Annotated in this window: 18 protein-coding genes and 1 pseudogene; 9 read left to right on the forward strand and 10 right to left on the reverse strand. The window is 34.3% G+C overall.

Annotated elements, in window-relative coordinates:
- Window positions 1-55: 55 nt before the first annotated feature.
- Window positions 56-286, reverse strand: coding sequence for a hypothetical protein (locus ACICP6_RS00650; RefSeq protein WP_395463207.1), 231 nt, complete (start codon window positions 284-286; stop codon window positions 56-58).
- 391 nt (window positions 287-677) lie between these two features.
- On the opposite strand from ACICP6_RS00650, the gene ACICP6_RS00655 reads away from it, so the two are divergent.
- Window positions 678-1,025 (forward strand): IS630 transposase-related protein, encoded by a 348-nt coding sequence (locus tag ACICP6_RS00655; RefSeq protein WP_395463208.1) that lies wholly within the window; start codon window positions 678-680, stop codon window positions 1,023-1,025.
- A 107-nt stretch (window positions 1,026-1,132) separates the two neighbouring features.
- Here ACICP6_RS00655 and ACICP6_RS00660 read toward each other — a convergent pair.
- A protein-coding gene (locus ACICP6_RS00660; RefSeq protein WP_395462624.1) for an IS5 family transposase occupies window positions 1,133-1,922 on the reverse strand; the annotation gives its coding sequence in 2 pieces (ribosomal slippage) (window positions 1,133-1,660 and window positions 1,662-1,922; 789 coding nt in all).
- A gap of 287 nt (window positions 1,923-2,209) precedes the next feature.
- On the opposite strand from ACICP6_RS00660, the gene ACICP6_RS00665 reads away from it, so the two are divergent.
- A complete protein-coding gene (locus ACICP6_RS00665) occupies window positions 2,210-2,362 on the forward strand; it encodes a transposase (RefSeq protein ID WP_395463209.1) in 153 nt (50 codons plus the stop codon).
- Window positions 2,363-2,371: 9 nt separating this feature from the next.
- Here ACICP6_RS00665 and ACICP6_RS00670 read toward each other — a convergent pair.
- Together ACICP6_RS00670 and ACICP6_RS00675 are read right to left on the reverse strand one after the other, a co-directional pair.
- Window positions 2,372-2,881: pseudogene (locus ACICP6_RS00670) on the reverse strand (IS5 family transposase); the annotation flags it as partial.
- Window positions 2,838-4,577: an ABC transporter ATP-binding protein gene (locus ACICP6_RS00675; protein ID WP_395463210.1), complete on the reverse strand. Its 1,740-nt coding sequence runs from the start codon at window positions 4,575-4,577 to the stop codon at window positions 2,838-2,840. The pseudogene ACICP6_RS00670 and the gene ACICP6_RS00675, both read right to left, overlap by 44 nt.
- A gap of 189 nt (window positions 4,578-4,766) precedes the next feature.
- Between ACICP6_RS00675 and ACICP6_RS00680 the strand changes: the two genes are divergently transcribed.
- Both ACICP6_RS00680 and ACICP6_RS00685 read left to right on the forward strand, forming a co-directional pair.
- Window positions 4,767-6,062, forward strand: a complete 1,296-nt coding sequence (locus ACICP6_RS00680) for a cbb3-type cytochrome c oxidase subunit I (protein WP_395463211.1) — start codon at window positions 4,767-4,769, stop codon at window positions 6,060-6,062.
- A gap of 742 nt (window positions 6,063-6,804) precedes the next feature.
- Entirely contained in the window at window positions 6,805-7,791 is a 987-nt protein-coding gene (locus tag ACICP6_RS00685) for an ankyrin repeat domain-containing protein (RefSeq protein WP_395463624.1), read from the forward strand.
- On the opposite strand, the gene ACICP6_RS00690 is transcribed toward ACICP6_RS00685, so the two are convergent.
- From ACICP6_RS00690 to ACICP6_RS00715, 6 genes are all read right to left on the reverse strand, one after another.
- Window positions 7,774-8,563, reverse strand: a protein-coding gene (locus ACICP6_RS00690; RefSeq protein ID WP_395462624.1) for an IS5 family transposase whose coding sequence is annotated in 2 segments (ribosomal slippage) — window positions 7,774-8,301 and window positions 8,303-8,563 — 789 coding nt in all. Because the reading frame shifts where the segments join, the coding sequence is not laid out codon by codon here. The genes ACICP6_RS00685 and ACICP6_RS00690 overlap by 18 nt on opposite strands.
- A 26-nt stretch (window positions 8,564-8,589) precedes the next feature.
- Window positions 8,590-9,306 (reverse strand): hypothetical protein, encoded by a 717-nt coding sequence (locus ACICP6_RS00695; RefSeq protein ID WP_395463212.1) that lies wholly within the window; start codon window positions 9,304-9,306, stop codon window positions 8,590-8,592.
- Between the two features lie 257 nt (window positions 9,307-9,563).
- Complete coding sequence (locus ACICP6_RS00700; RefSeq protein ID WP_395463625.1) at window positions 9,564-10,442, reverse strand: IS3 family transposase; 879 nt, start codon at window positions 10,440-10,442, stop codon at window positions 9,564-9,566.
- 14 nt (window positions 10,443-10,456) lie between these two features.
- Window positions 10,457-10,720 carry a transposase gene (locus tag ACICP6_RS00705; RefSeq protein ID WP_395462617.1) on the reverse strand — a complete coding sequence of 88 codons (264 nt, stop codon included), beginning with the start codon at window positions 10,718-10,720 and terminating at the stop codon, window positions 10,457-10,459.
- Between the two features lie 55 nt (window positions 10,721-10,775).
- Window positions 10,776-11,651 carry a hypothetical protein gene (locus tag ACICP6_RS00710; RefSeq protein WP_395463213.1) on the reverse strand — a complete coding sequence of 292 codons (876 nt, stop codon included), beginning with the start codon at window positions 11,649-11,651 and terminating at the stop codon, window positions 10,776-10,778.
- Window positions 11,652-12,443: 792 nt separating this feature from the next.
- Window positions 12,444-13,466 carry an IS110 family transposase gene (locus tag ACICP6_RS00715; protein WP_353285218.1) on the reverse strand — a complete coding sequence of 341 codons (1,023 nt, stop codon included), beginning with the start codon at window positions 13,464-13,466 and terminating at the stop codon, window positions 12,444-12,446.
- Window positions 13,467-13,715: 249 nt separating this feature from the next.
- Here ACICP6_RS00715 and ACICP6_RS00720 point away from each other — a divergent pair, with 249 nt between their 5' ends.
- From ACICP6_RS00720 to ubiA, 5 genes are all read left to right on the forward strand, one after another.
- Window positions 13,716-16,790: an efflux RND transporter permease subunit gene (locus tag ACICP6_RS00720; protein WP_395463214.1), complete on the forward strand. Its 3,075-nt coding sequence runs from the start codon at window positions 13,716-13,718 to the stop codon at window positions 16,788-16,790.
- An 83-nt stretch (window positions 16,791-16,873) separates the two neighbouring features.
- Window positions 16,874-18,421: a transcription termination factor NusA gene (gene nusA, locus ACICP6_RS00725; RefSeq protein ID WP_395463215.1), complete on the forward strand. Its 1,548-nt coding sequence runs from the start codon at window positions 16,874-16,876 to the stop codon at window positions 18,419-18,421.
- Window positions 18,422-18,430: 9 nt separating this feature from the next.
- Window positions 18,431-20,746 carry a translation initiation factor IF-2 gene (gene infB / locus ACICP6_RS00730; protein WP_395463216.1) on the forward strand — a complete coding sequence of 772 codons (2,316 nt, stop codon included), beginning with the start codon at window positions 18,431-18,433 and terminating at the stop codon, window positions 20,744-20,746.
- Between the two features lie 9 nt (window positions 20,747-20,755).
- The gene (locus ACICP6_RS00735) at window positions 20,756-21,157 is read left to right on the forward strand and encodes a ribosome-binding factor A (protein WP_395463217.1); all 402 of its coding nucleotides are present in this window, start codon (window positions 20,756-20,758) and stop codon (window positions 21,155-21,157) included.
- Window positions 21,158-21,160: 3 nt separating this feature from the next.
- Window positions 21,161-22,027, forward strand: a complete 867-nt coding sequence (gene ubiA / locus ACICP6_RS00740) for a 4-hydroxybenzoate octaprenyltransferase (RefSeq protein ID WP_395463218.1) — start codon at window positions 21,161-21,163, stop codon at window positions 22,025-22,027.
- Window positions 22,028-22,335 lie beyond the last annotated feature (308 nt).

Genomic DNA, 22,335 nt, shown 5'->3' on the forward strand with positions numbered 1-22,335 from the left:
CTCAGGGTCAAGTTTTATGGGCTGGCTTAAGATACAAGGAGAAATAAATATTAAGTTAATAATTTAGAGGTTCTTCTAAAGAAATTATCTCGTTTTGCTTTCTTGAGAATTTACCACTCAACTTGACATTTATGTTTTTTTGAACATTAGCATTTAAATAACTTTTCCTATTTTTTTTGGTGTTCTCATGATGTTTCTCCTTTTGTATTAAAATTTGTTGATTTAGTTGTAGTAGTTGCAATAGCGTATCAATTGCCCATGAAACTTTTCTAATTACCCATCCCATAAATCTTGCACTTTCTTTAAATCAGCTATGTCTTGCCGTTTTCCCTTGTATTCTGCAAAAACATTAACCCAAGCAATACCGCCGCGGCGCTAACGCCTCTTTCTTGTCATTCCATTCTCCTGTCATCCCAGCGCCTCCTTCTCGTGTCATCCCAGTGCTTGACACTGGGATGGCTTTGTTGCATCGCTCTTCGGATAGTAGGTAACACACAATAAATTTATGAAGCTATCTCAAATTTAGCCATGCCTATTTCAGTAAATTTGTTAAGCAAATAACACTTGAGTAGCAGTTCCCTCTCACGATTAATTTCAGATTTGTTCCTAAAACTATAGTGTTTTCATAAATAAATGATAAAGGTATAATATGGGATTGATGAAATGTGAGGTAAATAATGGCATACAGCGTAGACTTAAGGGAAAAAGCTATAACTTTGGTGGAAAAAGGGAAGTCAAAATCTGAGGTAGCAGAGCTTCTAGAAATAGGAATTGCAACCTTGTACAGATGGCTAAAAAAGAAAGCAAACAGTGAAAGCCTAGAGGCAAGAAAAAATGGAAGTTTTATTCGAAAAATAGATCCAGAAGTACTCAAAGAATACGTCAAAAAACATCCAGATCACACGCTAGCAGAAATGAAACAAAACCTTGGCTTTGGAATAAGTGCAATTTGGTATAGATTAAAGCAGCTAAAAATAACTTTAAAAAAAAGTCACACTATATCAAGAGCGCAATCAAGAAGATAGGCAGAGATTTACTGATAAAATCTCAAAAATAGACCACTCTAGCATTTTATATATAGATGAAGCAGGAGTTGATAATACGAGAATATGGACGAGCTCTAAGAACCTGTTTAAAATCTTCGCAATAAGAGAGAAACGAAGGAAAGAACGACCATTTGTAGGCTAGTATTGAGTTTTCGCTCACAGTTTTTCCACAATCGCCTGCATTTTTCCAACCAAGCAAAAGACCGCTCAACAACCCATCTTTTTGGCAATACAGCAAAGGTATGTAATTCGCTTCGTTTTATTACCTCAACAGCTGCACCAATAGTTACTTTTATTTGTGTTGCAAAATTTTCTCCTGTATAGCCAGCATCAACGAGTATATTTTTGACTTCAGAGAGGTTTTCTTTAGCATTTCCCACCATTTTTACAGCACTGCTACGATCAGTTGCTTCTGCCGTTGTTATATGAATTGCATGTGGCAAGCCCTGTGTATCAACTGCGATATGACGCTTTATACCTGAAATCTTTTTACCTGCATCATAACCCTTTCTTTCAGCAGTATCTGCGTTTTTAACGCTTTGAGCATCAATTATGCAGAAACTGGTTTTCTCTTTCCGACCATTGTTGATACGGACCTCTCCAACTAATTTTTTTTAAGACTAATTCCAACAAACTTGGTTCTTCTCCATCCTTTTTATTCCACATTTGAAAATAATAATATATGCTCTCCCACCTTGGAAAATCTTTTGGCAACATCCTCCACTGGCAACCACTTTTTAGGACGTATAATACTGTACAAAATACATCATATAAATCAAGTTTTCTTGGTTTTGTTTTCCTCCTGCTACTCTCCAGAATTGGTTTGATTTTTTCAAATTGCTCTCGACTTATATCACTTGGATAACTTTTTCGCATAGATATACCTCATTCTTAATCTACCCCTATTTTACCTTATCCTTTCGAGATTTTAAACAGGTTCTTAGAGGAGAAAAAATATATGCTCAGGAAAAAAGCGGGAGAGAGTAAGTATAATAGGCGGATGGATTGAAAAGAAGTTCATTGCGCCAATAACTTTTACTGGAGAAAGAAGTATTTAATGCGTGAGATATTACTACCACAATTACAACGTGGTACAACTATAGTTATCTACATTTCATAAGACTCCTAAAACAAAGTCATTAATAGAGTCTTTTGGCTGTCATTTGCTGTATCCTCCAACATATTCACCAGATTTGAATCCTATAGAACACTGTTGGCATACCATCAAAAGCTGCCTCAGACCTCTAGTGCATCAATATACAGACTTACAGCTTTTAGTTGGTAATACCATAATGGAAATTTATCATTCATTTTAGAAAGTACTATAGTATATTTTTAACTCCAGAGAGGTTTTCTTTTGCATTTTCCACCATTCTTATAGCACTGCTACGGTCAGTTGCTTCTGCAGTTGTTACATAAATTGCATGTGGTAAACCTTGTGTATCAACTGCTATATGGCGCTTTATACCAGAAATCTTTTTACATAGCCCTTTTTCTCAGCAGTATCTGCGTTTTTAACGCTTTGGGAATCAATTATACAGAAAGTGGTTCCGACCATTGCTGATACGGACCTCTCCAACTAATTTTTTTTAACCAGCAAACTTGGCTCTTCTCCGTTCCTTTTATTCCACATTTGAAAATAGTAATATACGTTTTCCCACCTTGGAAAATCTTTTGGCAACATTCTCCACTGACAACCACTTTTCAGACACTGTACAAAATACATTGTACAAATCAAGCTTTCTTGGTTTTGTTTTCCTCCTGCTACTCTCCAGAATTGGTTTGATTTTTTCAAATTGCTCTCGACTTATATCGCTTGGATAACTTTTTTGCATAGATATACCTCATTACGCCTATTTTACATCCTTTTGAGATTTTAAACAGGTTCTTATACATTCCATTTTTATCAAGAAGTTCCTGATGCGTGCCATCTTCCACAATCTTACCTTGATCAAGAACCAAAATACGATCCATATGTAGAAGTGTGGATAGGCGATGTGCTATTACTATTGTAGTTTTACCTTGCATTAACTCCCATAGAGATTCTTGAATATTACTTTCAGTTACAGAATCAAGTTGTGAAGTTGCTTCATCCAAGATCAAAATAGGAGCATTTTTTAAAATAGCTCTTGCAATTGCAATCCGTTGACGTTGCTCACCAGAAAGTTTTACACCTCTTTCTCCAACAAGTGAATCATACCCTTGGGGTAATTTTGAAATGAATTCATGAGTATGTGCTTTTTTTGCCGCTTCAATTACTTCATTATTGCTAGCATCTGTTTTTCCATAGCGAATATTCTCCATCAGGCTTCTATGAAAGAGAGATGGATCTTGTGGAATCATGCCAATATTTTTGTGTAAGGAATCCTGGGTTACATTACGAATATCTTGTCCATCAATTAAAATTTTTCCAGATTTTACATCGTAAAGCCTAAGAATCAGGTTTACAAATGTTGATTTACCACCACCTGAATAACCAACAAGTCCAACTTTTTGACCAGGTTTAATTGTTACGGTTTTGTTTTGGAATATAGACTCAGTGCCTTTGTATTGAAAATTAACTTTATCAAATTTAATTTCACCTTTTTGCACGATCAAAGGTTGAGCATCTGATTTATCTTGAATTTCAGGTGTTGAAGTAATTGTTCTCAAAGCTTGGGTAATTTTTCCCCAGAATCTGACAAATCTTGTAAGGTTTCTTGTCAAAAGCCAAAGAAAATGAAACATGACAGTATTGATTGTCATTACAAGAGCAAAATCTCCTACGGTTATATCACCTCGCTGTTTACCTTTGATTAAAAAATACAAATTAAACCCTTGGACAATTACGTATGAGAATCCATAAACACAGAAAATTAAAAAATAAACCCAACCAATCTTCTGTTCTAGTAAAGTGGCTTCTTTGCAAGTAGTGCTTAGAGATAGTCTTTCAGTATTATTCCTTGCAAATAATCTTACTGATAAAATATTGGAAAATACATCTACCATTTTGCCTGTAATTATTGATCCATACTCTGAAAAAGTGGTTGAAAGGTGCACTAATTTCTTTAAAAAAACAAGAGATAAAATTATAAATGATACAGCCCAAGCGAGCATTGCAATGGTAAAGTTAGCATTCACTGTCCATAGTGTATAAATAGCAATGCTAAGCGCAAAGGCTTGATGAAGGAATGTTTCCACAACAATTTGTATTATATCCGGAATGTTATCTACCAGGTGGTTTACTTTACTTGCAAGGCTACCTGCAAAGTTATTGTGATAGTAATGATGACTTTGGCCGAGTAGTACCTCAAAACTTGAATTATTAATTTTTTTATGTAGATTTGGAATCAGTTTAATATCAACAAGATAATCATATAGCCTATGAATGCCCACTATCAGAAATAATATTAAAACATAAGACATTGCTGGAATTGCCAAATGTTCAAACATATTTTCAGCAGGTGCTACAGCAATTCGATCGAGAATAATTTTGATCATATAAGGACTAAGAGAGTTATCGATTGCCCAAAACAGCGGTATAAAACACATGAGAATAACTTGCCACTTGAATGGACGCAGCATTTTCAGGATGAAAGATACAACCTGCTTTGTTGTGATGTCATTCATATTTTATTTGAATTATGTACGGGGCAAGCTGATTCAACAATACCAATTAATTTGAAAAATCCATAGTGCTTTATACTATAGTATTTTATAGATCAAGAATAAAAAGAAGAAATGACTTTACTTAATCAAGATAATGCTCCACTTTGCAAACAATGGATATTCTTAGCAGTATGCGCTCTTGCATGTTCAGGGTTGCTATCAATAATTGTTATTTTTCTACGATTGCCTTTTATCTCCTCTTTTATTCAATCCGCGCAGTATATTTTTGATAATGCACTGGTAATACATGTGAACTTGTCAATTTTGGTGTGGATGTGCTCTATAATATCTCTGCTCTTTATCATAAACCTACAAAATACCAATAATCGATTCAGCTTTTTATGGGCTCTCTCAACCCTTTCCATGCTGCTGATATTTATATCTGCATTTGTTCCAAACACTGAAGTTATCAAAAGCAACTATATTCCCGTCTTACAAAACAAGTTATTTTTGTTTGGACTCAGTTTATTTATTGCCAGCATATTAATAAATGCAACTCTCACCTACATGTCAAATAAACAAGTCTCATATCTTTCCATCGGACAAATTGGACTGGTTATTATACTTGTATCGTCATTTCTCTGTTTTGTTTTAGCATATAACAATATGCCGATAGACATATATCACTCGGATAAGAATTTATTTTACGAATATCTCTTTTGGGGAGGCGGACATTTATTGCAATTTGCTTTTACTCAAGGAATGTTTTTAGTTTTTTTAATAATCAGTGATGTTAATTTAGCTTCAAACAATAAAATTACTATTTTACCACTATTTATAAATACGGTTTTGGCTGTAGGCGCACCGTTTATATATTTTGTTTATCCAGTGGATAGCGCCGAGTTAATACAGTTTTTTACTTGGCATATGAGAATTGCTGGAGCAGTTTTGCCGTGCTTTCTGATAATATTAGTGTATCGCAACATAAAAACCTTACTTAATGAGAAGGGCAATTATTTACTACATTCATTTGTATTGTTCATTTATGGAGGTGTGCTCGGAGTGCTGACTATTGAAGGAAATGTTACAATCCCTGCTCATTATCATGGTTCTGTAGTTGGTATCACTATAGCTTTTATGAATTTTATTTATTGGCTGTTACCTAAATTAAACTGTAAAGAAGTAAAAAACTCTATCGTAAAATTGCAGATTTATGCCTACAGTTTGGGGCATTTTCTCCACATTACTGGCCTTGTGTGGCTTGGTGGATACGGTGCCTTAAGGAAAGTTGCAGATCTGCCAAGTATTTCATCAATGTTAGCACGAGTGTGCTTTATTATAGGTGGCGCTATATCAGTTGTTGGTGGAATGTTGTTCGTAATAATTGTGCTTTTATCTCTGCTCAAAGGTAAAGCGCGTACCAACTGACCCATAGAAACAAAACTAAAAATTCCTTGACAAACTCCGCCAGTCCTCTTATCATAGTACTGAAGCTATTTATTTATCTTCGCAATCTGTGCAGGTTAATGACAAAAAACTTAGGGTATTTGGCGTCTCATGTTTAATTTTTCGCACTACGTGCACCGCATGTCTTTATAAAACTTCTGGGTTTTTACCCATACAAGCTGAAACGGGCTTATAAAACGTTTAAGACATCAAAAAACGTCAAATTGACAAGGGAGAATTTGAATACTAGCTACCCTGGGTATCTTTTGCCTTTTTTTCTGCTTAGTAAATTTCTTAAACGTTTATCGCTAAGGTTAGTTGCACTTAAAAGGCAGCTAAGTCGCACTTATTAAGCGTTTTAGAATAAAAAAACGCCGATATTTCGACACAAAAGTAAATAACTGGCCACCACAGGGTTTCTTTTGCCTTTTTTTAGGTTATGCAAGAGATCTACTTTTATTTAATTAAGATCTTAATTAATATTATATTAATAAAAACTTAATAATAATCCTTAATAATATATGAATTGATATGTTCGCAATTTCGTATGATAGAGGAAACAGAAGGGTATTCTCTTAGAATAGGCGCACAAGAAATAAATCTAAGTTTAGAAGAGCTCGGAGATCCTAACTATATGTCAGATTTGCTTTCTGATATTATAGCAGGAGAAGAGGAATGGATAAAGCTCGATAAAATTACGCAATTAAATGTAATTGAAAGATTAATTAAGAAATTAGTTGATTTAAAAACAAATCTTGATGCACATAATCAAGGTGGACGTACCCCTTTATATGTTGCGATTCAGAAAGGTAATATTGAAGTTGCAGAATTACTGATAAAGTGTGGCGCAAATGTCAATGATAATTATGAACGAAATCGTACACCGCTGCATATTGCCATCGGACGCAAACAATTAGAAATAGCAAAATTGCTGATAAAAAATGGAGCAAACGTTAATGCAAAAACTCAAAATCACGGTAAAGATGATCTAACACCAATGCACTTTGCAGTTTTTGCAAATATGCCAGAATTTATAGAATTGCTAGCTAGCCATGGTGCATTGATTAATGAAAGAGAAAGTACCGAAAGATACACTCCTCTTCACTTTGCTGCTTTATATGGAAATAAAAGTATAATACAAGCCTTAATTGATAAGGGGCAAGATATTGAAGATGTAGATAACAATGGGCGCACAGCTTTATTTTTAGCTACCTGGCAATGCACTGAAGCAAAAGATGATAGCAGAGTAGAAGTTATCAAGTATTTAATAAACGAACTGAAAGCAGATATAACAAAAAAAGACAATAATAACAAAACAGTACTCTTTCCTGCTGCTAATAATTGCCCTGGAGAAGTAGTGAAACTCATCATTGAACAATACATAGAAAGCTTTGAGCTAAAGAGCTTTATTACTCACAAAAATAAAGCTGGAATGGATGCTTTGGATATTGCGCTGAATAGTGGAAACGAGAAAGCTATTGAAGTATTAAGATCATATGGAGCAGATATCGAGAATAAGATAGATGGTGAAAGCCGCCTATTTCGTGCAGTAAAAAAAGGTGATATAGAAAAAACGAAGCTTCTTTTAAAACAAGGAGCAAACGTTAATACAAAAAATGAAAAAGGACTTACCCCTTTGGATTTTGCCACACAGAAAAACGATCAAGATATGGCTCGATTTCTAAGAACCTGTTTAAAATCTTCGCAATAAGAGAGAAACGAAGGAAAGAACGACCATTTGTAGGCTAGTATTGAGTTTTCGCTCACAGTTTTTCCACAATCGCCTGCATTTTTCCAACCAAGCAAAAGACCGCTCAACAACCCATCTTTTTGGCAATACAGCAAAGGTATGTAATTCGCTTCGTTTTATTACCTCAACAGCTGCACCAATAGTTACTTTTATTTGTGTTGCAAAATTTTCTCCTGTATAGCCAGCATCAACGAGTATATTTTTGACTTCAGAGAGGTTTTCTTTAGCATTTCCCACCATTTTTACAGCACTGCTACGATCAGTTGCTTCTGCCGTTGTTATATGAATTGCATGTGGCAAGCCCTGTGTATCAACTGCGATATGACGCTTTATACCTGAAATCTTTTTACCTGCATCATAACCCTTTCTTTCAGCAGTATCTGCGTTTTTAACGCTTTGAGCATCAATTATGCAGAAACTGGTTTTCTCTTTCCGACCATTGTTGATACGGACCTCTCCAACTAATTTTTTTTAAGACTAATTCCAACAAACTTGGTTCTTCTCCATCCTTTTTATTCCACATTTGAAAATAATAATATATGCTCTCCCACCTTGGAAAATCTTTTGGCAACATCCTCCACTGGCAACCACTTTTTAGGACGTATAATACTGTACAAAATACATCATATAAATCAAGTTTTCTTGGTTTTGTTTTCCTCCTGCTACTCTCCAGAATTGGTTTGATTTTTTCAAATTGCTCTCGACTTATATCACTTGGATAACTTTTTCGCATAGATATACCTCATTCTTAATCTACCCCTATTTTACCTTATCCTTTCGAGATTTTAAACAGGTTCTTACATTATTCAAGTATTTATTGCGTTCTTTCATTAGTGTTTCACCTTCCCAAAAAGCTAAGCTACTTAGTTCACAATTTGCAACTGTATTTGCTACTTTGAAAGCATCTTGATTTACTATATCCTTTACTGGAACATCTTCAAATAACCTATATACAACACGATTTTCATGTATACTTTTATTTTCTATAACATAATTATGTATGTTTTTTAATGCTTCTTTAAGATCATTAATTATCCTTTGATTACCCTCTACACCTTCTTCTTGTTTATCAGCTTTTCTATCTGAGTGATGATCTAATGATAACTTCAGTATATCTTTGTTGCGTATACTACTAAAATACTGATTGTGCTGCTCTTCTGTTTTTGTTCCTCTTCTAACTTCCTCTAAACTTCTATCCAAATACAAAAGTATCCATTCCTTCTCAAATACTGAAAGTGCTTTCCTTAGAGTAATAGAAGCCTCATCAATATTGAAGAGTTTTCTTATCAAGTTATCCGATTTAAATTCTAACCCTGACGCCTCCTTCTCTATTGCTTCCTCTCCCATAGTCAGTCCTTCCTTTACCTGTAAAGGACTAGGTGCATGCTTATCCCAAAGATCCTGCGCTCCCTCAGGAAATTTGCTGTAAGCCATTTTTAACCCTGTCTTTGCCATTTTTTTTGCTTCTTCTTTCATAGAGACTCCCCCTCCAAGTTTCTGATAATTATAAAGATAACTACATCTTGTTACATAAATCTGATGTAGTGTTACATTAGTAAATAAAGAATAAAATAAACGAGAAATTAAAGAGTAATTACTATAGTCTATTGCTCTTTCTATTTCCTTTTCAGTTATTTCAACATCTTTTATTTTTTTACCCCACGGCCACCACCAATACTTTGGTGTTTCTGACCTTACCCAGAAAAAGTAGAGAGGAAGTTAAGCCATTTTTATTATGAAAATGATGAATCAAATTTCTCAGGAATGCAATAATTAATAGTAGAATGTCTACGCTGTTTGTTATAAAAAATTTCTATGTACTCAAATATAGCAGTTCTAGTTTGCTGAGCAGAGTGTTGCGAAGTATCAATAAGAAGCTCCCGTTTGAGTGAGCTGAAAAAGCTTTCAACAACAGAGTTGTCATAACAACAGCCTGTGTGACTCATGCTGGAAATGATGTTTTTTGTGTTCAGCAAAAACTGATAATTTTTAGAGGTATATTGTGAACCTTGATCACTATGAAATAGCAGATCTTTGGCTGGTTTGCGCTTATCAACAGCCATCAATAAAGCATCTATAACTAATCGCTTAGTTATTGTACTACTCATTGACCAGCCAACTACCATACGTGAATATAGATCAATTATTGCTGCCAAATATAGCCATCCATCCTTAGTTTTTATGTATGTAATATCAGTTACCCATACTTTATTTGGCTGACTAGTAGTAAAGTTTTGGTCCAATATATTGGGAGTTATAACCCTATTGTCAGTCTGCTGTTTTTTGCTTTTGAATCTTCGCCTCAGTCTAGCTTGAATACCATTTTTTTGCATGATATCCTGCACTGTTTTGATGTTGCAATTTTTACCTAAAGCCTTTAGTTCAGCATGAATCTTAGGTGCCCCATATCTACAATTAGATGCTTGGTATATTTTTTGAATGTCTGCTAGAAGCTGCTCCCTTGTTAATTCTTTGCTGCTTTTCTTCTTACTAGTCCATTTGTAGTAGCCGCTAGCAGATACTTTCAAAATCCTGCATAACTCCTGTACTTTATAGTAGTTTCCATGCTTTTTGATAAATAAATATTTTACTCTTTGTGACTTGCAAAATATCCCAGGGCTTTTTTTTAAATGTCTCTTTCTCTAGTAACTCTTGTTAGTTCTTTCTTTAATTCAAACTTTTCTTTATCACATGGTGCCAACTTTCCCTTACCAGGAAATGCTTCTTCTATTGATCCTTTTTCGTTATATTTTTTTATCCAGTCACTTAGTGTACTGTTATCTATTCCTAAATCTTTAGCTATTTTGCTTGCTGACTGCCCCGTTTCCTTTACCAACTTTATTGCCTCTAATTTAAATTCCACTGTGTAATTTTTTCTGTTCTTTACCATAATAAGCCCTCATAATCATGTTTTATTTTACTTCAAAAATGGCTTAACTTCCTCTCTACTTTTTCTGGGTAAGGTCAGTTTCATTTTTTTCGCATATCAGTTGGTCTCCGGTACTATCAAGCTTTTCTATTGAAGCAGCGATACCTTTGTGCTCTATTGTATTACTTTTTTCGCATGGTTTAAGGTATTCATGTTCTATAAATTCTTCACTCTTTTCACATGCGTTAGCCGGTGTATCAGTAGCCTCGATATTACCGATTACAGAAGCAGTATCTTGAAGCACTTTTTCACTTTTAGCTGTAGTAGTTTTGGCTGTTACAACAGTGGACTGCTGGGTTGCTCTCCTATTAACAAGTTCTCCGGAGAATTTTAAGATTTCTTCTACAGCTTCACTATTTTTACGTGCTTCAGCATAGGTGAATGGGGTGTAAATCATTTTCTTGCCATTTGAATGTTTTATCGTTATTCTTTTTTTGACAATCTCTTTCAAGATACCATTTTCCTCAGAAACTTTTAAAACTTTTCTAATCGTTATATAATCCTTACGTAATATAGCATATGTAAGTACTGTGTGAGTTTCTTCTCGACCATCTGAATGTTTTATAATCATTTCCTCATTCAGAACATTCTTCAAAAGTTTTTGTTTTATTGCTTCTTGTAAAAGATCACCGAAAGCTTGATTATTTTTATGACTTATAGCATAATGTGGTAGTGAAAATGTCTCCTCTCTACCCTGATACTTGTAAATTATTTTCGTCAAAAGAATTGTGCTTGCATTGTAGCTGGAATTTTTGAATATTCCATTTTTGAACTTTTCGGCAACACCTTTCCCTTCTTCTATTTTTCTTATTAGTTTTTGAATATTATTTCTATCTTTATCTGTTAACTCATAATTACATACTAATTCACCAGTCAGTTTTGGCGTTTCCATAGTGCTTTTTCCTCCTATTAAGATTTGTCGATTTAGTTGTAGTAGTTTAAACAGCACAGTTGCTCACCCCATAAATTTGGTTCAATTAAAGGTGTCTTGCTGTTTGAAATGTTTTCCTTATAAAAATTTAGCTTGTCTTTTACATTGAAACAGCATTAACACGATTTGGCTTTTTATGGATGAGCAATTCTCTAGGGATTATCCTATTGAATTCTATGATATTATTTTTTGTAACATTGTTATAGACGTCAATACTGAAAATAGATATTAATCGGGGTTTCTTTTGCCTTTTTTTAGGTTATGCAAGAGATCTATTGATTTGCAGGCATTTTTCTTTGCAACTTTATGATGATTTCAATATTTAACATAAGTATTTTAAAAGTTATATAAGAATTAATTAATATATAACGTATCTCAGATATAATGTTGTACAAAAGATACCGTCTCGCCAGTCAACAAGAAAATTATAAAAACTGAATCTCAAAAGCTGTATTGTAAAATCAAAAAGTACTTCCAACTTTGTAGCGGTATAGTTAAAGTATATGTTGATAAGTAAGTTTCTGCTTGTATATATAAATATAGCTCTTTCTACAATAATCCGAACAGATCATAATAATACACTGCTGTCCTCCTGGCTTATAATAGCTATAAAGACGTTTTCACCCCCGTTCGGACTATTATAAGAAGGGCTATAACTAATTTACTTATCAACATATACACTAACCAACTATATTAAATAAATTTATATAAAATACTATTTTATATAAGATCGGATGGTAGCATTTTTTGACTTTAAACCATTAAACCTTCGCTCAATTTCTTAGTCCTGTAGTTTTTAATATGGTCAGGATTAAAAGCACTTCTGGATTTAAGAATACCAAAAACGATATGGAGCAACTTACGCATTGCAGCACCAACGATAGCCATATTATGTTTACCCTTTTCCTTTAATCTCTGGCAGAAACTAATAATGATAGGATTGTGATTCTTAGCTACTATAGCAGGAAAGAAAAGTGCCTTACGTAATGTTTGTGAACCTGATTTACTTAATCTGGGTTTGGCATATACAGATGAACCTGACGTCATATTTCGTGGTATAACTCCTGCATATGCTGCCAATTGCCTGGCATCTCTAAAATCCTTTATGTAAGGAAGTTCAGCTAAAATAGCTATTGCTGATTCCTCTCCTATTCCTGGAATAGTTAATAAAAGTTGAAAATTTTTTAACAACTCTTTGTGTTGCTTTAATAGTTCACGTATGGAGCTTTTTATTGTTTCTATTTTTTGTGTTATATTTATTGCAAGGTTTTCCCAAGCAGTTGCGACTTCTTTGGGCAGTCTCTCTTTTTTTTCTAAGTGGTTATTTACTGATGTCAATTCATCTTTTAACGCAGCCGAGCAACGATAAAGATGTTTTAATTTTTTCTTTTCAGGAGAAGGTGGTGCCCAGCGAGTTGGTTCCTGCCTTTGGCAATAATCAGCAATAATTTCTGCATCAGTTTGATCATTCTTTTGTCGTACAAGTTTACTCCTTGCATAAGATTTTATGCAATAAGGATTTACTACACTAACAAAATGTCCAGCATTGTGTATAAATTCAGCTAAAGCTTCACTGTAGCAACCAGTGGATTCCATACATGCCTTTACTTCTTCTACGTTATGCTTTTGTAGAAAACTCAGCAGACCTTGAAATCCATGATCATCATTTTTAAAACTCCTTTTTCTAGTTTCACGTTTCCCTTTTTTACTTATAAATGAGAGAAAGACATCAAAGCGATCTTTCGATACGTCTATGCCTAAAAAGTTGTTGATCATATATAACTCCATACATTACCATTTAAAGTGAAAAGTAAGGCTAGTCTTGTGAATACAGAATTAGAACCATTTAGGTCTTTCTACGATACCGTTCAGCCTATACTTTTGAGAAGGGAGCTCTTATCTTTTTTACAGATTTTATATCTAAGTACGCACTCAGAGTTCCTCCCTTCTCCATCTAACGCTTAAGCTTAAAACATTAGATGCTTTCTTCAAGATACAAGTATGCACATTCAATAGAATATCGACATGAAAAGCTTGCTTGTAGAGAGGAATAGGGCAGTAATATTGCTGCTTATGGTGATTTTTATCTTTGGTTCATACGCCTATATAAAAATGCCAAGGGAAAGTAACCCCGACATACAAATTCCTATAATCAGTGTGTTTGTCGGACTTCCTGGGGTTTCCGTTGAAGATAGTGAGAAGTTATTAGCTATTCCAATAGAAAGTGAGCTAAGATCTATAGAAGGAATTAAGGAGCTAAAGGCTCTAGCAACTAATGATGGTGCTCATATAATACTTAAATTTGGTACGGAATATGATAATAAAGAAGTACTCGATAACGTACGTTCAAAGCTTTCAAATATAAAATCGAAGTTACCTGTTGAGGCAGAGTCTCCGATAATCAATGAAATAAACTTGAATCTATTTCCTATACTCAATGTTGGATTAATTGGTAATCTACCAGAAAGAGCTTTAACTGAGATAGCACGTAAATTAAAAAAAGAACTAGAGTCTCTGCCAAATATTCTCAAAGTTGAAGTGGCAGGTATGCGTAAAGAAACGGTAGAAGTGATAATTGAGCCCACAGTCTTAACAAAATACAACATTCAATCAAATGAAATATTCCATGCTATAACAAACAATAATAGACTAGTGGGAGCTGGATCTCTTGAAAATGATACAGGCAAATACTCAATTAAAATATCAGGATTATTAAAAGATATAGAAGATATTATGAACATTCCTATTAGGTCTCAAGATGATGCAGTTTTGAGAATAAAGGATATAGCAAAAGTGTACCCTAGATTTGAAGACTATGAAGGATTTGCTCGCATTAATGGACTGTCCAGTATCGTATTGGAAATTTCAAAACGCAATGGAAAAAACATAATAGATACAGTAAATCAGGTAAAATACTTAATGGATAAGGCGAAAGACCAATTACCTAAAAATCTAAAAGTGGTTTACTTAAACGACCAGTCAAAAAATGTCCGTGATGTGCTCGATGATCTAGAAAACGGCATAATATTTGCTGTGTTGTTGATATTAATCATAATAATACTCTCTATGGGAACAAGGATTGCTATTCTTGTTGCACTTTCGATACCTGGCTCCTTTCTTATTGGAATAATAGCCCTTTACTTCATGGGTATAACCTTAAATATTGTTGTACTTTTTAGTTTAATTATGGCGGTTGGCATGCTGGTTGATGATGCAATTGTAATCAGCGAATATGCTGATAGAAAGATGATCTCTGGCATGGATAAAGTAGAAGCCTTTCACACTTCAGTCCGTGATATGTTCTGTCCAGTTCTATCATCAACGTTGACTAAATTGGCAGTGTTTTTTCCTCTGTTGTTGTGGCCTGATATGGTTGGTAAATTCATGCGGTATATACCGATTACAATGATTCTAACTTTAACTGGCTCGCTCATTATGGCTTTGGTTTTCATACCGACACTTGGTGCGATATTTGGCAAACCTTCGGTAACTTCGAAAGAGGGAATTGAAAAAATGAATGCTATGGAAAGTGGTGAGATAAAGAATGCTGGACCTATAATAAGAGCTTACGTACGCATATTAGAGAAAGTCTTAGACCATCCTAAAAAATTTGTATCTGCTGTTGTATTCGTTTTGTTTTCGTTTAGTATGTTGTACTTTACCTTTGGCCCTGGAGTAAAGTTTTTCCCGAAAGTAGATTCAGATAATATTTTAATTAGTGTTAAAGCAAAAGAAAGCTTATCGGCCAAAGAGCGAGATTTGATACTTAAAGAAGTAGAAAGTCGTATTTTAAATATGGAGAAAGAAGTTAAGGTTTTCTACGCTAAGTCAGGATTATTTGATGATGATGTTATTGCCAGAATCCAGCTAGAACTTATGGATTGGCGCTTCAGGCGCAAAGCTAGGTACATGTTAAATGATATAAGAAGCGGTGTGCAGGATATGAAAGGAGTAATAATTGATATTCAAGAAGAAAATTTAAGCCCATCAGCTGACAAGCCAATACAAATTAATCTCAGCGGGAATGCATCTAGCTTGAATTTAGCAGCAGAGAAAATTCTAAAAATTATGGATCAGCCTTCATCTGGATTCATAAATATTCAAGATAGCAGATCGTCACCTGCAATAGAGTGGAACATGAGTGTTGACAAAAGTAAGGCCGCAAGTTCTGGGGTAAATGTTGCAACCATTGGCGATTTTATAAAAATGGTTACAAACGGAGTGTCAATTGGAAAATATAGATCAAATAGTCTGGATAAAGAAATCGATATTATACTTCGTTTTCCTGAAAAGGATCGCAACATGAAGACTATAGAGAATCTTTTTATTAATACAGTTAATGGTCCATATCCTATGAGTAACATAGTAAAGTATGCTCCCGAAAAAAAGATAAACAAACTAAGTAGGATTGATGGATTACCCACAGTGACAATCTCTGCTGATGTTGATCTCGGCTATCTGGTTGAGGAAAGAGTTAAGTTCATTCAAGATTCGATTGCCCAGGATTGGAACAGGGAAGTAAAAATTGATTTTAAAGGTGATAAAGAAGATCAACAAAAATCAGAAGCCTTTTTATTAAAGGCTTTTATATTAGCAATTATATTAATGGTATTGGTATTAGTGACACAATTTAATAGTGTATATCATACATTTATTGTGATGACGGCAGTGTTTTTATCCACTACATGTGTGTTTTTTGTTTTCTTTCTTATCCATAAAGTTTTTGTAATTGTTATGTGCGGAGTAGGGGTGATTTCACTAGCTGGAATTATAGTGAATAATAATATACTATTACTTGATGCTTTTCATCACCAAATTAAGGTACACAAAAACGACATTAAGCGATGTGTAATAAATGCTTCAATTTCTCGCATTAGGCCAATACTGCTTACTGTTGCAACCACAGTTCTTGGCTTAATACCGATGATTACCAGGTTAAACATTAATTTTTTTACGTTACAAGTCACATATGACGCCCCATCAAGCCAGTGGTGGGTTGACATTTCAACGACCATAGCATGTGGAATATTAGCTGCAACAGTTTTAACTTTATTTTTTACCCCTGCGTTGCTTGTAATGCAAAGGCATGAAAAAACTTGACTTAAATTGGCAATTATTTAATATTGAGGATAGCGTTTTTTGCCCGTTGAAGCTATAATTATAACTAATTGTGTAGGATTTATATGACTGCTAATCGCAAAAGTAGTAACAAAGGTAACTTAGTTGGAAGTCTTGATATGATAAGAACAGCAGGGGAGCTTTCACTCCAAGAAGGTCTAGATTTTGAAGTTATAATGAAGGCATTAGAAAGTGCCATAGAAGCAGTGGCTCATCAAAAATACGGTAGCAAAAGTAAGATTGTAGTTAATATAGATAGAAACACAGGCACAGTTACTTCATACAGAGAATTAAAAGTTATTAATGATGAACCGAATGGGGAAGAGGATAATAGATATGAATCGATTACGCTTACACAAGCTAAATTAATAAAAGAAGATGCAGAAGTTGGAGATACTGTTAATGAATTGCTTTCTCTTAATACTGACCTTGCTTCAGCAAGGACTGCCCAGCAAGAATTTGCTCAAGTAATTAAATATGAAAAATTAAAAAAGCAATATGAGGAATTTAAGGATAAAGCAGGAGAAATAAGGTATGGTATTGTTAAACAATTGGAATATTCAGATCTAATTATAGACATAAATGGCGCTAGGGCATGCCTTCCATTGCGAAATTTAATCGGTGGTGAGTCATTTCGCGAAGGCGATAAGGTTAAAGCTTACATACAAACTGTTAAGCGTTCTGATGATGGACGTCAAATTATTCTTTCTAGGGCCCATGGGGGCTTTTTGGAGGCATTGTTAAATCAAGAGATACCAGAAATTGCTGATGGATTAGTAACAATTAAAGGTGTAGCTAGAGATTCTGGTTCAAGGTCTAAAGTTGCTGTTTTCTCTCCTGATAAGAACATTGATCCAGTAGGTGCTTGTGTTGGAGTCAAGGGGGAGAGAATAAAAACCATCATACATGAATTAAATGGTGAAAAAATTGATGTCATAAATTACTCTTCAGACTTAGGCCAATTTGTTATTAAAGCAATTACTCCTGCAGAAGTATCGAAGGTTATTATTGATGAAAATGAAAATTGCGTAGAACTAATAGTTGCTGAAGATCAATTGAGCTTAGCTATAGGAAAAAAGGGTCAAAATGTAAGATTAGCTTCAGAGCTCATTGGATGGAAAATTGAGATACTAAGCACTCAGCAGGAATCGGAAAGGCGAAGTAGAGAGCTGAGTCAATGTTCAGCTTTGTTCGCTGAAGCTTTAAATTTAGAGGAGATTATGGGTCAACTGTTAGTTACAGAAGGTTTTTCAAGTGTAGAAGATATATCCAATACTTCAATTAAAGAGCTTGCTTCGATAGAAGGCTTTAACGAGGATATTGCAAATGAATTGCATAACAGGGCAAATAAGTATCTAAAAGCAGAAGATGATAAAAAAATAGAAGAGTTAAAAAGTTTAGGTATGGAAGATGATGTAATTAATTTGCCTTTATCAATAGATGATAAAATTGCTCTTAGTAAAAATGGTATTAAGACTTTAGAGGATATAGCAGATTTATCAAGTTATGAATTTTGCAGCATACTTTCTTCTTCAGCAAGTAATAAAGAAAATTTAAAAGACACAGTAGACTCAATAATCATGGAAGCACGTAAGAAGCTTGGTGTAATATAATAGAATAATATGAATAATGAAGATATTAGTAGTAAGAAATTAACGCTTCAAGGCTTTAACAAGCTTAAATTGGGTCTTGATTTGAGCTCTTCGGCAAGTCCAAGTACAGGAGCTACAATAGTAAAAAAAAGAAGAAGAAAACCTCATGATACGGAAGAACAAGATGAGAGTAAATTAGGTTCTTTAACAGAAAAAGAGCAAATTTTTCGCATTAACGCTGTGCAGAATGCCGCTTTGCTAAAAGAAAAGAATCTAAGAGAGGAAAAAGAAATAGTAGTACAAGAAGATAATAATGAAAAGGTCGAGGATGAAGTTGGCACTTCGGATGCTTCATTTAAAGAAACCAAAGAGAAAGTTTTGAGTGATGTTAGCTTAGTTAAGCTAATAGAAGATGGTGTTGATGAGGATGGTAATAAAAAACCTTTAAAGACTAACAAAGATATATATTCTAAGCATTCTAAACTAGTAATTGCGCAGTCAATAGATGAAAAGACTGAACAATCTCCTGTGTTTAAGCAAAGATTTGGTATAAGAAATAGAAGATCAAAGTTCACTAAAGGTAAAAATATATCAAGGGAGGTTATTATACCAGATGAGATCACGATCAGAGAGTTATCTATTCGTATGGCAGAAGATAGCAAAAGTGTGCTAAAAATGTTAAAAGAAGAAGTTGGTGAAAGCTATAGAGTGGATGATTTGGTGGAACCAGATATAGCATGTGAAATAGTGGAAAAATTCAATCATATGGCTAAACGAATGAGCGATGCCAACAAAGAAAGGGATTTGTTTATCATAGAAGACAGAGAAAGCTTGCCTAAAAAACCTAAGCCACCAATCGTTACTTTTATGGGGCACGTTGATCATGGTAAAACCTCATTGCTCGATGCATTTCGTGAGTCTAATGTTGCAGAAAGAGAGTCGGGTGGGATAACTCAACACATAGGTGCTTATCAGATAATTACAAAAGGTAAGCAAAAAATTACTTTTATTGATACACCAGGACATGAAGCATTTACTGCGATGCGTGCATGTGGTGCCAACATCACTAATATAGTTGTAGTAGTAGTTGCGGCTGATGATGGAATCATGAAACAAACAATTGAAGCAATAAATCATGCAAAAGCGGCAAATGTTTCTATTATAGTTGCTATTAATAAAATTGATAAATCACAATCTGGTGATGTAGAGAAGATAATTAATAGTTTACCTCAATATGATCTTATTCCTGAAGAACTGGGCGGCGATATTATGGTTGTACCAGTATCAGCAAAAAAGAAAATTAATTTAGATAAACTAGAAGAGGCGATTTTGTTAATTGCTGAATTAATGCAGCTAGAAGGAATAGAAGATTGTCGAGCACTTGGATGGGTAATAGAGTCTAAAATAGATAAAGCCAAGGGAATATCAGCTACATTGATAGTTGAGGAAGGAACGCTGATGGTTGGTGACATGTTGGTAGTTGGTATAACATATGGTAAAGTACGCAGTATGGTCAATCACCTTGGTCAAAGAGAAAAGATGGCACTACCCTCTACTCCGATTGAAATCACTGGTCTAAACGGTGTGCCAAATGCTGGAGATAAATTTGTTGTTGTAAATTCTGAAAAGCAGGCACGTGAAATCGTTGAATACAGGTTAGAGTTGATCAAGAAAAAAGAAGAAGATTCAAGCGACAGCAATTTAGACATATTCAGTCGTAACGATAGTAAAACAGAAGAACTATCTGTAGTTTTAAAGTGCGATGTAACTGGATCTATTGAAGCAATATCAAGTTCAATTGATAAACTCGGTAAAGACCAAGTGAAATTAAATATTCTACACAAAGCAGTAGGAGGAGTAACAGATTCTGATGTGCTGCTTGCAGAAGCATCCAATGCAGTAATTTTAGCGTTCAGTGTCAAAGTGGATTCAAAAATAAGGGAGTTGGCAAAACGAAAAGGTGTAGAAATACATACTTATAATATAATATACGAGCTTATTGACGACATGAGAATGTATTTAACTAAAATGTTAAAGCCTGTAACACGGGAAGTACGTGTTGGTTCTGCATCTGTAAGGCAGATATTTAATGTATCTAAAGCTGGCAATATTATTGGATGTTATGTAAGCGATGGAGTCATAAAAAAAGACTCTTTGATTAAGGTTATACGCAATAGTAAATTGATATATGAAGGGAAGTTAAAAGCTTTACGTAGATTTAAGGACGATGTTAAGGAAGTGGGTATAAACTTTGAATGTGGAGTATCGCTAGATGGTAATATCGATATTAAAGTTGGAGATATTCTGGAAGCTTATCAATTAGTACAAGAAGAAAGGGTATTATAGTAGTGGAATATGAAAAAGGAAATTAGAAGCCTAAAAATAGCATCGGTGTTACATAGAGCAATATCCAGAGTCCTAATGGAAGGTAAGGTGTTCAATAAAAATGTAGTGATATCTAACGTCACATTAAGTAAAGATTTGAAAAAAGCAGATGTATATATTGTATTATCTTCATTGAATATCCAAGTAGCTGACACTGGGATGCAGATTCCAGCGTTAAGCACTGGAGATCGTTCTGAGAATAATCGTGATATTAACACTATTGTTAATGAAATCAATCAATCCGCATGGTTAATACGCAAATCCATATTGTGTTATGTTGATTTGCGATTTATACCTAAGTTAGTTTTCAAACCTGATTTAGCGTTCGATAATTTTATTAATGTAAGCAAGATACTACGTAATCATACTTAATAGATGCATTTTTATTATCACTCTTCATTAATGAGGTTGCACAGTTTAACAGGTTTGTGGCTTGTGTTATTTCCTAGTTTAAGTGGTATTATTCTAGCCTCAACTTCCCTATCTTTGCAGACTTTTTTTCTTCTTATTTTGTTTACTATAGGTGCATTTTTAATGAGACCTGCAGGTTGCATAATCAATGATATTTTCGATAGAGAAATAGATGCACATGTTGAACGAACAAAATATAGACCACTTGCAAGTGGTGCATTAAACATAAAGCAGGCTTTGATTTTACTTTCTCTATTACTGTCTATTGCCCTAGTAATCCTATTGCTAACTAATAAAACTACACTTATACTTGGAATAATCTCAATGTGTATGATAACTATTTACCCTTTACTAAAGCGCTATGTCTGGTGGCCACAATTGTTTTTAGGATTTACTTTTAATATGGGATCGCTCATGAGCTGGGCAGCAGTAAAGAACCAGATCAGTATAGAACCTATACTCTTTTATGCAGGATGCATCTTTTGGACTCTGAGTTACGACACCATATACGCTCATCAAGACAAAAAAGATGATGAAAAACTCGGAATGAAATCAACTGCATTATATTTTGGTGATACAACAAAATCTTGGCTGAAAAGATTTTATTTAATATCTCTTATGGCTTGGCTATACGCTGGTATCTTATCGTCACTAAATAACATTTTTTATATTGCTCTACTTGCTGTAGGATTTATATTCCATTGTCAATACAAAAATTTCAACCCTGATGACCCTAGTCAATGCATGTCAATATTTAAAAATAACTCCTATGTAGGACTACTGCTCTTTTTTGGCATTCTTTTAGATAGAATTGTAAATTCTGCCCCTTAGGTTTAAGAGTCTTGGCTCTAATGAAATCAATCTGTTTAAGCGCACTAAATAAGACTTGATCTGGTTATCCCCATGAGTCATACAAATAATATCGGACTTCTTGCATAACCATTGCTTATACCAACCTTCGTTGTTGGGAAGACAAATAAAACACATCACGAATTCGTCTAAACCTCAAGTTGTAGGCAAAAAGCGCTCTTTTTCTATTACCATTGAGATTTGGTATTACATCAGTAGCTCACTTCTCTTTGTCATTCCAGCGCATGACGCACAATTGTACAAACATTTGTTTCGAAGACAGTATGTTA

This window comes from Wolbachia endosymbiont of Cantharis cryptica (assembly GCF_964277405.1).
In the GTDB taxonomy this organism is placed as follows: domain Bacteria; phylum Pseudomonadota; class Alphaproteobacteria; order Rickettsiales; family Anaplasmataceae; genus Wolbachia.